The organism is Mesorhizobium escarrei, assembly GCF_935825525.1.
GTDB classification, from domain to species: Bacteria; Pseudomonadota; Alphaproteobacteria; order Rhizobiales; family Rhizobiaceae; genus Mesorhizobium; species Mesorhizobium escarrei.
Map to the genome: position 1 here is coordinate 26,688 of NZ_CAKXZT010000176.1, position 13,669 is coordinate 40,356.

A 13,669-nucleotide genomic window follows, 5' to 3' on the forward strand; every position below is an offset into this window, starting at 1 on the left:
TCGGCCGGGCTCTTCTGATTTGCATGAGAGCGATCAGTGCAGGATCTGCGACAGGAACAGTTTTGTGCGCTCGTGGCGCGGATTGTCGAAGAACTCGGCCGGCGTGTTCTGCTCGACGATCTGGCCCTGATCCATGAAGATCACCCGGTTGGCGACCTTGCGTGCAAAGCCCATCTCGTGGGTGACGCAGAGCATGGTCATGCCCTCTTCGGCGAGGCCAACCATCGTCTCCAGCACTTCCTTGATCATTTCCGGATCGAGCGCAGAGGTCGGCTCGTCGAACAGCATGATGCGCGGATTCATGCACAACGAGCGGGCTATGGCGACGCGCTGCTGCTGGCCGCCGGAAAGCTGGCCGGGATATTTGTTGGCCTGTTCCGGGATCTTGACGCGCGTGAGGAAGTGCATGGCGATTTCCTCGGCCTGCTTCTTCGGCGTCTTGCGCACCCAGATCGGCGCCAGCGTGCAGTTTTCCAGGATGGTCAAATGCGGGAACAGGTTGAAGTGCTGGAACACCATGCCGACCTCGCGGCGCACCTCGTCAATCTTCTTCAGATCGTTGGTCAATTCCTTGCCGTCGACGATGATCTTGCCCTTCTGGTGCTCTTCCAGCCGGTTGATGCAGCGGATCATCGTCGATTTGCCGGAGCCAGAAGGACCGCAAATGACGATGCGCTCGCCGCGCATCACCTTCAGGTTGATGTCCTTCAGCACATGGAATTCGCCGTACCATTTGTGCATGGCGATGATGTCGATGGCGACATCGGTTGTGGAAACCTGCATCTTGGCGGCATTGACCTTGATCTCTTCCGCACTGACTGCATTTTCTATTGTCATGGAAGGTTCCCTTTTTTGTTCTTAGCGCTTGTGGCCGGTGTCGAGCCGGCGTTCCGTGAACATCGAATAGCGCGACATGCCGAAACAGAACAGCCAGAAGACGAAGGCAGCGAACACCAGGCCGGACCTGGCCGTTTGCGGCGTTGCCCAGTTGGGGTCGTTAAAATTCTGTTTGACGACGCCGAGCAGGTCGAACATCGAGATGATCGAGACCAGGCTGGTGTCCTTGAACATGCCAATGAAAGTATTGACGATGCCGGGAATAACCAGCTTCAGCGCCTGCGGTAGCACGATCAGGCCCATCTTCTGCCAGTAGCCGAGGCCGAGCGAATCCGCACCCTCATACTGGCCCTTGGGGATCGCCTGCAGGCCGCCCCGCACCACTTCGGCCATATAGGCAGCGGCAAACAGCGAGACACCGATCAGCGCGCGCAGGAACTTGTCGAAGCTGACGCCGGCCGGCAGGAACAGCGGCAGCATGACGCTGGCCATGAACAGCACGGTGATCAGCGGGATGCCGCGCACCGTCTCGATAAAGATGACGCACAGCATCTTGACGATCGGCATCTTCGAGCGCCGGCCGAGCGCCAGCACGATGCCGAGCGGCAGCGACACGGCAATACCGACGAAGGACAGGGTGAGCGTCACCAGCAGCCCGCCCCATAGCGGGGTTTCCACATGCGGCAGGCCGAACACGCCACCAACCAGCAGGATGAAGGCAAAGATCGGCAGCGCCCCGAAGAACAAGATGGCGTTCAGGCCCTTGCGCGGCACCTTCGGGATGAGTAGCGGCACCAGAAGCGCCACGAACAGGATGGCAACCAGGATCGGCCGCCAGCGCTCATCGATCGGATAGCGGCCGAACATGAACTGGCCGAACTTGGCGTTGACGAAGGCCCAACAGGCGCCGGACCAACCGTCAGGCTGGATGCCGCCCTGTGCCACCGTGGCGCAAAAGGTACGGTCCGCGCCGGTCCATTGGGCGTTGATGAAGGCCCAGCTGATCAGTTGCGGCAGGATCATCGCGACCAGCACAATGCCGATGATGGTCAGGATCGTGTCACCGGTCGACGCAATCAGGTTCTTGCGTATCCAGGCGCCAAGGCCGCGCTCGCTTGCAGGCGCCGACTGTGCCAGCGCCATTTCGACGCGGACGAAGGAAAGATCGTGCTCCTGCATGTCGCTACCTCTCCACCAGGGCCATTCTGGCGTTGATCACGTTCATGACCGCCGACGTCAACAGGCTGAGTGCGAGATAAACCACCATCATGATCAGCACGCACTCAATCGCTTGGCCGGTCTGGTTCAGCACCGTGCCGGTCGTCGCCGTGAGGTCCGGGTAGCCGATGGCGATGGCCAGCGACGAGTTCTTGGTCAGGTTCAGATATTGGCTGGTCAGCGGCGGAATGACGATGCGCATAGCTTGCGGAATGACGACAAGCCGCAGGATCGATCCCGGCCGCAGCCCGAGCGCACCGGCTGCCTCGGTCTGACCCTTGCTGACGCCCATGATGCCGGCCCGCACGATTTCGGCGATGAAGGCCGCCGTATAAAAGGACAGCGCCAGGTAGAGCGACAGGAACTCCGGCTTGACCTGAAAGCCGCCAGTCAGGTTGAAGGTCGATTGCTTTGGATAATCGAAGCTCAGCGGGAAGCCGCTGAGCGCGTAGGCCAGCAACGGCAAGCCGATGATCAAAGCCGCCGATGTCCAGAACACAGGGAATTGCTGGCCGGTCGCCATCTGCCGCTGACGCGCCTTGCGGGCGACGAACCACGCCATGGCGATGCCGAGAAGCAAAGCGACCAGGATCAGCCAGGAGCCTTCGCCCCAGACGGCGCGTGGAAAATAAAAGCCGCGTTGGTTGAGAAAGGAGCTGAACGGCAAATTGATGCTTTCACGCGGCGGCGGCAGCACCGAAAGCACGCCGGAATACCAGAAGAAGATGACCAGCAGCGGCGGGATGTTGCGAAAGACCTCGACATAGACCATGCAGATCTTGCGGATCAGCCAGTTGTGCGAAAGCCGGCCGACGCCGAGGATAAAGCCGATAATGGTGGCGGTGACGATGCCGGCGAAGGCAACGATGAGCGTGTTGACGAAGCCGACCAGAATGGCGCGGCCATAGGTCGAATCCGACGAATAGGCGATGGCGCTGTCACTGATGTCGAAGCCGGCGCGGCCCCTGAGGAAGCCGAAGCCTGACGCAATGCGCAGGCGCGTCAGATTGTCTATGGTGTTTTGGACGATCCACCAGACCAACGCAACCAGCACGATGACGACCACCGCCTGGAAGACTATGCCGCGGACCTTTGGATCATTGATGAAGGAGCCGCGGCTTGGCTCCTCGCGAAGAATTTCCTGCGATGCCATTCGACCATCCCCTGGAAAGAGAAACCGGGAGGCAGACGATCTGCCTCCCGGATCACATTTCGATCAGCGGATCGGCGGAGAGTATTGCAGACCGCCCTTGGTCCACAGCGCGTTGATGCCGCGCGCGATCTTCAGCGGGCTGCCCGACCCGACAGTGCGTTCGAACATTTCGCCGTAATTGCCGACGGTCTTGACGATGTTGACGACCCAGTCGTTGGAGACGCCGAGATCGGTGCCGATCTTGGTATCGGCCTCCTGGCCGAGCACGCGCTTGATCTCGGGATTGTCCGAGGCCTTCATTTCCTCGACATTGGCCTTGGTGATGCCGAGCTCCTCTGCCTGCAATAGCGCAAAATAGGTCCACTTGACGATGTGGTACCACTGGTCGTCACCCTGGCGCACGGCCGGTCCGAGCGGTTCCTTGGAGATGATCTCAGGCAGCACGACGTGGTCGGCGGGCGAGCCCAGCGTCAGCCGGATGCCGTAAAGCCCTGATTGGTCGGTGGTGTAGACATCGCAACGGCCGGCGTCATAGGCCGCGTCGACCTCTGACAGCTGTTCGAAGACGACCGGGCTGTACTCCATCTTGTTCGTCTTGAAGTAGTCAGCGAGGTTGAGCTCGGTCGTGGTGCCGCTCTGCACGCAGACCGCCGCGCCCGAAAGCTGCAGCGCGGAATTCACTCCCGGCAGCTTCTTGGCGTTGATCATGAAGCCCTGTCCGTCATAATAGGTGACACCGACGAAGTTCAGACCAAGCGCTGTATCGCGGTTGATGGTCCAGGTGGTGTTGCGCGACAGGACGTCGATCTCGCCTGACTGGAGGGCGGTGAAGCGTTCCTTGGCACTGAGCGGCGTGAACTTGACCTTGGTGCCATCGCCGAACACGGCGGCCGCGACAGCGCGGCAGAAGTCCGCATCGAGGCCTTGCCAGTCGCCCTTGTCGTCCGGCGCCGAGAAGCCGGCCAGTCCGGTCGAGACGCCGCATTGGACGAAGCCCTTGGCCTTGACGTCATCGAGCGTGGCCGCCGAAGCGGCCGAAGCGACCAATCCAAGCGTGGCGGCGCCCAGAATGCCGATTGCAATGTGTTTCATAACCCACAGACCCTTTTCTGTTTTTTTCAGGCGAACCTGACTTTTTTCCGCGTGAACGCAGCTTCCCGTTCCGGCCCATTCCCGGAACCCGCATCGCAACCGACGCGCTGCCTCCCATTCACGAACTGCATCGAAGGCGATTATTCCAGTGAGGTCAAGGAAAATGACCGAAACCGAAAGAGTTCGAAAGCAATTGCCGCAAATGCCTGAATTGCAGACAAACGCGCCTGGAAATTAGCCAGCGGTGCGAACAAAGCCGGCAAAGTCCGGTCAACGCGAATCGGGGCTGCGCCGGCAAACCCGTCCCTCGGATTTACCGCGCATGACTGACTTGTCATGGAATCAATTGGCACATCCAAAGTCCGCCGGCTGACGGATGGCGAACGGTTGCGCGGCCAATGCCGCCGCACTATGGCTAGCGCTTCATCAGAGGCGAAGCGCAATGACAAAAGACGGCAACCAAATGGGCATCAACACGCGGCTTGCCCACTCGGGCAACAATCCGCACGACTATTTCGGCTTCGTCAACCCGCCGGTCGTGCATGCCTCGACCGTGCTCTATCCCAACGCGGCGATGATGGCGGCACGCAGCCAGAAATACACCTACGGCACGCGCGGCACGCCGACCACCGACGCGCTTGCCAGCGCCATCGATGGGCTGGAAGGCTCGGCCGGTACGATTGTGGTGCCCTCCGGCCTGGCGGCGGTGACGGTGCCGCTGCTCGCCTTCCTGTCGGCGGGCGACCATGTCCTGATTGTCGATTCCGTCTATCACCCAACACGCAATTTCGCCGACACGGTGCTGAAACGGCTGGGCGTCGAGGTCGAGTACTACGATCCGCATGTCGGTGCCGGTATAACGGCGCTGATCAAGCCCAACACCAGGGTCGTGTTCACCGAATCGCCAGCCTCCAACACTTTCGACGTCCAGGACATACCGGCCATCGCCAGCGCGGCGCACGCCGCAGGTGCGATCGTCATGATGGACAACACCTGGGCGACGCCGCTCTACTTCCGCCCGCTCGACCACGGCGTCGACATCTCGATCCATGCGGCGACGAAATATCCGGCTGGCCATTCCGACGTGCTGCTCGGCACCGCGTCGGCCAACAAGGCCTGCTGGAAACAGCTTTGCGAGACCTTCTACACGATGGGCTGCTGCGCCGGGCCGGACGACGTCTATCAGGTGCTGCGCGGCCTGCGCACGATGGGCGTGCGCCTCGACCACCATCAGCGCAGCGCTCTGGCGATCGCCGGCTGGCTGGAGGGCCAGCCGGGCGTGGCACGCGTGCTGCATCCAGCGCTTGCCAGCCATCCCGACCACGACCTCTGGAAGCGCGACTTCTGCGGCTCGAGCGGCATATTTTCAATCGTGCTCAAGGGCGGCGGCCAGAAGCAGCAGCATGCTTTTCTCGACGCGCTCAGGATATTCGGCCTCGGCTATTCCTGGGGCGGCTATGAGAGCCTAGCGGTGCCGGTGTTGCTCGGCGACCGCGTCGTCGCCAAGGGCCCTTATGACGGCCCGCTCATCCGCCTGCAGATCGGGCTCGAGGACGTCGATGACCTCAAGGCCGATCTGGCGCGCGGCCTCGCCGCCGCCGCGGCCGCTTGAAGGCTCGCGCCCTCGCGTCTTGCTAGATCCAATTCGCCAACGCGGGTAATCTACTCGTAAACAAGAGAATTCCGCACATACAAGCGCGAATGTCCCGGCGGACAATCTGTGCTAAAGTGACGCCATGAAAGCCTGGCTGGAAACGGCAAAGAGCCGGGCGCGCGACATCAAGCTTGATGTCGTCGCCCTGTGGTTCGCCGCGCGCGACCCTCGGGTGCCCTGGTTTGCAAAATTCGTTGCCGGGATGGTGGCCGCCTATGCGCTTTCCCCAATCGATCTGATCCCGGATTTCATTCCCGTGGTCGGCTATATCGACGATCTGATCATAGTGCCGCTCGGCGTAATCCTGGCCATCAGGCTTGTTCCGCCGCCGCTGATGGACGAGTTTCGAGCGCGGGCTGCCGCGCTCGAAAAACAGCCGCAAAGCAGGATGGGGATGTTCTTTGTCGTGGCGCTCTGGCTGGCTTTGGCAGCTTTGCTGATCTGGGCGTTCTGGCCCACCCACGCCAAATAGTCCGATCAGGCTTGGACTTGAAACCGCCTCAAGCGCGTCGCGTTTGACCGGCCTCACGCGACGCGCTTTAGGTTGTTGTTTTATGCATGTCGTTATCGCAAAACCGCTGCACACTTTTTGCGCGACATGCATTAGCCTGCTGCGCCGGCGGCCTAAAACCCAAGCGCCAGCCACGCCGTCCCGGCAAGCAGCGTAACCAGCGTCAGCGGCAGCCCGACCTTGAAGAAGGCAGCGAACGACAGCGGTGTGCCGGAGACCCGCGCGTGCTCGGCGACAATCAGATTGGCCACCGAGCCGAGCAGCGTGAAATTGCCGGCGAGCGTCGAGCTCATCGCGACGACCAGCCAAGCGCGCTCGGGGTCTTCCAGGCCGGGTATGAACGGCCGCAGCGCCAGCACGGCCGGAACATTGCTCATGATGTTGGACAGCACCGCGGTGAAGCCGGACAGCCGCCAGACGTCGTCCAGCCCGAGGCCTTTTGCCGAGGCTATGATGTCGGGCGTGAGCAGCGTCTTCTCGGCGCCGGCGACGACGATGAACAGGCCGGCGAACATGAACAGCAGCGGCCCGTCGATCTCGCGGTAGATGCGCGCCGGCTTTATGGCACGGGTCACGAGAAGAACGGCGCCGCCGATGAGCGCCGCCTTGGCGACCGGAACGCCAGCAAAGAAGGCGATCGCCAGCCCGATGCAGACCACCACCGCCTTGAGTACCTGACCCGGCAACATGCGGCCGCGATAGACTTCGGGGCTGAGTTCGGCATTGCGCGCGAACTCGGCGCGATAGACGATGCGCACGATGACGACGACGGCGACGAGGCCGAACAGCGCGACCGGCGCCAGGGCCGCCGAAAAGGCCGGATAGGAAATCCCCGACAGCGCGCCTATGACCATATTCTGCGGGTTGCCGGTGATGGTGGCGACGCTGCCGCAATTCGACGCCGTGGCGGTGGCGATCAGATAGGGGACAGGGTTTCGGTTGATGACGCGGGTGACGTGAACGACGATCGGCGCCAGGACCAGGCAGATCGCGTCGTTGACCAGAAACGCTGACAGCACCCCGGTCAGCAGCGTCACCATCACCAGCAGCATGAACGGCGCATGCGCATGCTCGATGGCAACGGCGCCGAGCGCACGGAAGGCGCCCGAGACTTTCAGATGCGCCACAACGATCATCATGCCGAGCAACAGCGTGATCGTGTCGAAACTGATGGCGCGGTATGCGTCCTCCAGGCTGAGTGCGCCGATGGCGATCATCGCCGCACCGCCGAGCAGCGCGATGCCTGCCCGGTCGAGGCGCAGGCCGGGGATCGTGCCGACGGCGACGCCGGCATAGGTCAGGAGCAGAATCAGCAGTGCCGCCGCGCCTATCAAAGTCAACTTGGAAAAGCCCCGTTCAGATCCGCCCTGCCCCAGGCCATAAGGGTAGCCGGCGCAAGCTGTGATTGCTGCCGCCGTACTCACCCGAGCTCAATCCGATCGAGCAAGCCTTTTTTGGCAACATCTAACATTTATGTGACGCGCACGGCGTCGAACCATTGAAGCGACTGGCGCACCATCGGCCAACTCATGCATACAATCACACCGGCAGAATTTCTCGTAAAACGCCGGGTGGTTCCGTCAAAAGATGAAAGGCTTAGAAGAGGCCCAAGCTCATTTGAAATCGTGGCTCGATCATGGCCAAGATCGAGACTGTCCCCACCCTTGGGGCCGGCCGACCAGGCAAAGCGAAAAACGCGCCTTCGGCCAAGGCGAGCGCTGAACACCCGGCTGACGCTGGAACAAGCAGCCGATTGCGGAGTTGGAACGGCGGTAGAGGTTTGCCGGAATGAGATCCACTCCCGTGCTGCAGTACATTTATGGGATAATTGCTCGCGACGTTTTGGTCGTGCTTGCGCGTGACGCTCTTTGCGCGGCGTGGCCGCAATGACGCAGCGCGATCGTAACGCCACTTCACCACGGGAAGACAAGAAGGACGGCATAGGGCGAGCACTTGGACTAGGCCTTATCACCGGCGCCGCTGACGACGATTGCTCGGCGATCGGCACCTATGCAAGTGCGGGTGCGCGCTTTGGCCCGGATCTGCTGTGGACCGCTCCTGTAACGCTGCCGATGATGTACACGGTCGTGTATCTCTCGTCGAAGCTTGGACAGGTTTCGGGCCGCGGCCTCTTTCATGCGATCAAGGACTTCTATCCCCGATGGCTGCTCTGGGCTGTTCTCGTGGGCGTGCTGATCGGCAACACGATCGAAGCAGCCGCCGATCTCGGCGGCATGGCTGCATCCATCAACATCTTCCTTCCTGTTCCAATCCCCCTCATTGTGATTGGAGTCGCGGCCGCGATCTTTGCTCTCCAGCTTTGGGGCTCCTACACGCTCATACGCAACATCTTCCGCTGGCTCGCGCTGGCCCTGCTTGCCTATGTCGGCTCAGCCATCATGGCAAAGCCGGATGCAGCAGCCGTGCTGTGGGGAACCCTTGTTCCGAAGATCCAGTTCAGCCGCGAGTTCCTGTCCATTCTGGTGGCCATCATCGGCACCACCCTTTCAGCGTATCTCTACACCTGGCAGTCGAATGAGGAGGTAGAGGAAGAGATTGCCGAGGGGAGGACGACGCTGAAGAAGCGCAAGGGTGCCACGGACGGTGAACTGCGCCGCTCCCGCCGCGATATCCTGATCGGCATGATTTTTTCCAACCTCATCATGTACTTCATCATCCTGTCGACAGGGTCTACGCTCTATGAAGCCGGCGAGCACGACGTCGAGACGGCAGCTCAAGCAGCCGAAGCTCTCAAGCCGCTCGCGGGCGCAGCCGCTGGCGTACTGTTCGCTGCCGGCGTGATCGGGGTCGGGTTCCTTGCCGTTCCGGTCATGACGACAGGTGCGGCATACGATCTGGCGCAGGCAGTTGGATGGGAGCACAGCCTTGATGCCAAGCCGCGTGAGGCGCCAAAGTTCTATATCGCGATCGGCGCCTTCACGCTGATTGCTGTTGGCCTGAATTTCCTGGGTTTCAACCCAATGAAGGCGCTCGTCTGGTCCGGTATCGTGCAGGGCTTTTCCACGCCGCCACTGCTTCTTCTCATCATGCTGATGACGAACAACCCGCGGATCATGGGAGACAAGGTCAACAGCCGGACAACCAACGCCCTGGGGTGGGCTACCACGATCGCAATCTTTTCCGCGTCTTTGGGGCTGGTGGCGACCTGGTTTATCTAGGTCACCATGACACTCGCGCTCGAGCCCGGCAATTCGAGCTCACTTTCATTGAAGGGTTGGCAATAAAGGAGTTGGCGATGAAGGAGTTGGTCTGGACATCTGCCGCAGCTACCGCGCTCCCGGCGGCGTCGCCAAGTGCGCGTGCTTCTGGAAGATCGCAATCTTGTCGGGATAGGTAATCCGGATCTCGCGTCCGCATCCGTCGCACCTGTAATGGGAAACGACCTGGAACCAGCTGCCGTTCTTGATGACGGTGAAGTTGCACTTCGGGCATTGGAAAGCCAGGCCAACAGAGAATAGGCTGGGAGACAGGGACATTGCAGCACTTCTTGTTAGTCCAGCGTCTCGACGACGAAGGATGCGGCAATCAAATCATCGGCATCGATTCTGCCCTTGCCGCCCTCCAGGACCGCTGCGACCTTTCGAAAGGTCTTCAGTTCGTTCTCGGTAATCCGGGCGCCGCGCATCCTCTCATTGAGGTCGGCCACGCGCATTCGCAGCGCCTGGGACGCTCCAATCTCACGGTTCGACATAGTGATCACATTCCTCGTCGCTTGACTTCCCGCCGCACCTTTCGGCACGGCGGGCTGTCCTCCCAGTCGCTTAGCTCATTCGATGACTTTGATGATCTTGCGCGTGCCCGGGTCAACCATAACGGTCCGGTTGTCGACCACCACGTAACGGTATTTTGTGTTGGGGACTTCACGAAGTTCGACGGTTTCGGGCAAGGTTGAGCCGATATTGAGCTCCACTCCAGGGATTTTCACCGATGCTAGCGGCTGCTTTTTGACATATTCCCTGATGACGGTCTCCTGTTCAGGCTCGATGACTACGTCCTGAGCGGCAGCGGCGCCGATACCGGCCAGCAACAGAAACCCGGCGGCTGCAGTGGAAAGACGCATACTCATAAGTGCCTCCTTTATGTGAGCTCTATTGTGCTGAACGGCATCGTCTTCGCGCCAGTCTCACCAAACCTCAGGCAGCCGCAAACGTTCCTTGGTTGGGCTTCGGTCTGATTCGAGACGGGACCTAAGTCTCATCTGTTTTCGCGTAATAGCCCGGACACCGCGCCACCCGGAACTGCGGCTGCTCGTAGCAGTTGCTAGCTGTGAGTTTACGGAAGGAGCCGATGGAAAATGGCGTCCACCAAGCCCGCTGGTTACTCGCTGCGGTCTTCGCCGTCGCCATCACGTTCCTGGCGAACGGTCGTTAGCTAGGGATCGGCCGGATTTGACGATTGGACCAAGAACGAACTGAGATCTGCGCAGCTACGTCCCTTCCTGCGCTGATAAGGACTACCCGCCATTCCTCAATTTTGGCGGGTGGTCCACCTTCACGGCTGGTCCACAATCACGGCTGGCCAAGTCCGCCCGGGCGAGGCCTGTCAGCGGTTCAAGCTCGCGAGGGCAGCATCACCTCATATAAGGTCTTCGGCAACCCCGTCGAATTTCTTGAGGCCTGCGCTTGGAGGCTTTTGCCTGAGAAGCCTCTGTTCAGATGCGGCTGCCTCGAAAGCAGCGAACGCAGCTTGGTGACTGCAATGTCCGGCCAGGCATTCCCCGATCATTCGGATTGCTTCAAGTCGGGACGGCTTGTCCATGGATGGCCATGGTTGCTGCAGCGCTTTCGCAGCGTCGGCTATCGACGCGATCGCCATCGATTTGCCATTCAAGCAGATTGAAATCGGAATGAGCGCGGTCATTTTTAAAGCTCGCCAGGATTGAACGCGGCTAAACGCGAAGACAAGGCAGTGGTTGCATACTTGTGATTCAGAGCGCCGCTGTCCGATACGATCGAGCCTGAACATGCACGTCCGATAGCCTTGATCGTTTCGGCGGCGCCGGTGCTGAAGTCCTTCGGGGATTCGACCGGGAAGCCCCATCGCCATTAACCGAACTGAAAACCAGCCCAGCAGCAAATACCGTGGAACCTTTCAAAGCCGCATGCCTTGTCCGTTCTTCATGGAAGGAGGTGCGAAATGAGCGTTGACATAGGAAAAGTCGCCATAGCCTTGCTTGGCCTGCTTGCCTACAAGAATAGGGATAGGATCGGCGAGTTAATCGCCGGTAGGAACTCGACGGATGCCAAAAACGCTGGCTCCCCCGGCGGGGTCGGCGACATCCTGGAGCGTCTCAGGAATGCGGGTGCGGGCGATCAAGTCGATTCTTGGGTTGGTACAGGATCGAATCGCCCGGTTCAGCGCGACCAAGTCGAGAAAGCCATCGACCCGCAAACGTTGAGCGATCTCGCGGAGCAAACCGGCTTGTCCCGCGAGGAACTTCTCGACCGGCTCACAAAAGAACTGCCCGACGCGGTGGACAAGCTTACTCCCGACGGCCAGATGCCTGTGAGCAAAGGTCCAAATCTCCTCGACGAAGTACCTGGAGCTAGTCGCACTTAGAGACTGTTTGGAAACTTTACTCTGGCGGCCATCTGATGGCGTTTTCTGCGCTTCCGGTGCTCACGGACCCAAATGTCCGCTGCGCGCCGGTTCTCGAAACCACCACCATATGACTCGCCAGAGCGAATTTCGAAACAGTCTCTAAGCACGAGGCTGAAAAATGAAAGCCCGTGCCTCCGGGTGAGGACGCGAGCCGATTAGCGCATCGCCGATACTATGTGTCCAGAATGGACCCTGTGAACGACCCGAGACATAGGTGACGTTTCGTACCGGACACATGGGTAACACTTTTCGCCTTTTGACGGGAGGTGTTGATGCCGTGGAGAGAGTGTTCGGTGATGGAGGAACGTCTACGGTTCGTAGCCCGTCTGCTTGACGGGGAAGATATGAGCGATGTGTGCCGGGAGTTCGGCATCTCGCGCAAGACCGGCTACAAGATCTTCAACCGCTACAAGGATGAAGGCCCCGAGGCGCTCACCGATCGGACCCGTCGGCCGGTGAGATATGCCAATCAGTTGCCCGACCAGATCGAGCGGACGATCGTGCGCCTCAAGAAGGACAAGCCGCACTGGGGCGCCAGGAAGATACGCGAGCTGCTGATCCGCAAGCTGGCCGGCGATGTGCGCATTCCAGCCAAGAGCACGGTGCATGCCGTGCTCGACCGCCACGGTCTGATCAAGCATGCCCGTCAGAGGCGGCGCTGCAAGGCCGAGGGCACGCCGCTGTCGCAGGCCGCCGGGCCCAATGACTTATGGTGCGCCGACTTCAAGGGCGAGTTCAGGCTCGGCAGCGGACAGTACTGTTACCCCCTGACGGTAACCGACCAGGCCTCGCGCTATGTGCTGGCCTGCGAGGCCCTTGAATCGACCAAGGAAGGTCCGGTCATCGAGACCTTCGTGCGCCTGTTCAGGCAACGCGGTCTGCCCGAGGCCATCAGGAGCGACAACGGCCTGCCGTTCGCTTCCCCCAATGGCCTCTACAATCTCTCCAGGCTTTCGGTCTTCTGGCTCAGGCTTGGCATTGCCATCGAGCGCATCCGGCCGGGCTGTCCAACCGAGAATGGCCGCCACGAGCGCATGCATCGCACCCTCAAGGCCGAAACGACCCGCCCGCCCGGCATGAACAGCTTGCAGCAGCAGGCCAGGTTCGATGCTTTCATCAGCGAATTCAATGACGAAAGACCACACGAGGCGATCCAGATGAAGGCGCCGGCCGAGCTCTACACACCCTCTTCAAGAGCCTATCAAGGGTTGCCGGAAGTGGAATATCCATTCCACGACCGCGATATCCTCGTCACCGCCTGCGGCCGCATCTGCATGCACAGGAAGAAGATCAACGTCTCAACCGTGCTCGCAGGGCAGAGGCTCGGAATCAAGGAGGTCGATGACGGCATTTGGCTCGTCAGCTTCATGCACTATGATCTCGGATACATCGACCTGGAGCAGAGAACATTGCAGACCATCGACAACCCGTTCGGCACGAGGTTGTCACCCATTGAAGTGCACCCCTCAGGTGAGACAGAGATCAGTAACAGTTCTCCGTTTCTGAGATTGCCGCAGGGAGAGACTGCAGCGGAAAACCTCCCGGTCTGCCTTCTCGATCACCTCATGAACGTGAACACAAC

Annotated in this window: 13 protein-coding genes and 1 pseudogene; 5 read left to right on the plus strand and 9 right to left on the minus strand. The window is 60.4% G+C overall.

Going from position 1 to position 13,669, the window contains the following annotated elements:
• Positions 1–33: 33 nt before the first annotated feature.
• From NMG80_RS34705 to NMG80_RS34720, 4 genes are all read right to left on the minus strand, one after another.
• Positions 34–837 (minus strand): amino acid ABC transporter ATP-binding protein, encoded by an 804-nt coding sequence (locus NMG80_RS34705; RefSeq protein WP_023800620.1) that lies wholly within the window; start codon positions 835–837, stop codon positions 34–36.
• Positions 838–858: 21 nt separating this feature from the next.
• Positions 859–2,016 (minus strand): amino acid ABC transporter permease, encoded by a 1,158-nt coding sequence (locus tag NMG80_RS34710; RefSeq protein WP_254022312.1) that lies wholly within the window; start codon positions 2,014–2,016, stop codon positions 859–861.
• A gap of 4 nt (positions 2,017–2,020) precedes the next feature.
• Entirely contained in the window at positions 2,021–3,208 is a 1,188-nt protein-coding gene (locus NMG80_RS34715; protein ID WP_254022313.1) for an amino acid ABC transporter permease, read from the minus strand.
• A gap of 63 nt (positions 3,209–3,271) precedes the next feature.
• Positions 3,272–4,300 (minus strand): amino acid ABC transporter substrate-binding protein, encoded by a 1,029-nt coding sequence (locus NMG80_RS34720; RefSeq protein WP_254022314.1) that lies wholly within the window; start codon positions 4,298–4,300, stop codon positions 3,272–3,274.
• 442 nt (positions 4,301–4,742) lie between these two features.
• Between NMG80_RS34720 and NMG80_RS34725 the strand changes: the two genes are divergently transcribed.
• Positions 4,743–5,912: a cystathionine beta-lyase gene (locus tag NMG80_RS34725; protein ID WP_254022315.1), complete on the plus strand. Its 1,170-nt coding sequence runs from the start codon at positions 4,743–4,745 to the stop codon at positions 5,910–5,912.
• A 124-nt stretch (positions 5,913–6,036) separates the two neighbouring features.
• Positions 6,037–6,426 carry a YkvA family protein gene (locus tag NMG80_RS34730; protein WP_254022316.1) on the plus strand — a complete coding sequence of 130 codons (390 nt, stop codon included), beginning with the start codon at positions 6,037–6,039 and terminating at the stop codon, positions 6,424–6,426.
• Between the two features lie 152 nt (positions 6,427–6,578).
• Here the strand turns inward: NMG80_RS34730 and NMG80_RS34735 are convergent, their stop codons facing one another.
• A complete protein-coding gene (locus NMG80_RS34735) occupies positions 6,579–7,805 on the minus strand; it encodes an anion transporter (protein ID WP_254022317.1) in 1,227 nt (408 codons plus the stop codon).
• A 546-nt stretch (positions 7,806–8,351) separates the two neighbouring features.
• Between NMG80_RS34735 and NMG80_RS34740 the strand changes: the two genes are divergently transcribed.
• On the plus strand, positions 8,352–9,644 hold the full coding sequence (locus NMG80_RS34740; protein ID WP_254022318.1) for an Nramp family divalent metal transporter: 1,293 nt from the start codon (positions 8,352–8,354) through the stop codon (positions 9,642–9,644).
• 108 nt (positions 9,645–9,752) lie between these two features.
• Here NMG80_RS34740 and NMG80_RS38090 read toward each other — a convergent pair whose 3' ends face one another.
• From NMG80_RS38090 to NMG80_RS34755, 4 genes are all read right to left on the minus strand, one after another.
• Positions 9,753–9,962: a hypothetical protein gene (locus NMG80_RS38090; protein WP_436798751.1), complete on the minus strand. Its 210-nt coding sequence runs from the start codon at positions 9,960–9,962 to the stop codon at positions 9,753–9,755.
• A gap of 14 nt (positions 9,963–9,976) precedes the next feature.
• A complete protein-coding gene (locus NMG80_RS34745; protein WP_436798752.1) occupies positions 9,977–10,138 on the minus strand; it encodes a hypothetical protein in 162 nt (53 codons plus the stop codon).
• Positions 10,139–10,252: 114 nt separating this feature from the next.
• Complete coding sequence (locus NMG80_RS34750) at positions 10,253–10,552, minus strand: DUF1236 domain-containing protein (RefSeq protein WP_254022319.1); 300 nt, start codon at positions 10,550–10,552, stop codon at positions 10,253–10,255.
• 509 nt (positions 10,553–11,061) lie between these two features.
• On the minus strand, positions 11,062–11,451 hold the full coding sequence (locus tag NMG80_RS34755; RefSeq protein ID WP_254022320.1) for a DUF982 domain-containing protein: 390 nt from the start codon (positions 11,449–11,451) through the stop codon (positions 11,062–11,064).
• A 171-nt stretch (positions 11,452–11,622) separates the two neighbouring features.
• Between NMG80_RS34755 and NMG80_RS34760 the strand changes: the two genes are divergently transcribed.
• Both NMG80_RS34760 and NMG80_RS34765 read left to right on the plus strand, forming a co-directional pair.
• A complete protein-coding gene (locus NMG80_RS34760) occupies positions 11,623–12,045 on the plus strand; it encodes a YidB family protein (RefSeq protein WP_254022321.1) in 423 nt (140 codons plus the stop codon).
• A 314-nt stretch (positions 12,046–12,359) separates the two neighbouring features.
• Positions 12,360–13,541 (plus strand): annotated as a pseudogene (locus NMG80_RS34765) (helix-turn-helix domain-containing protein); the annotation flags it as partial.
• Positions 13,542–13,669: the final 128 nt, after the last annotated feature.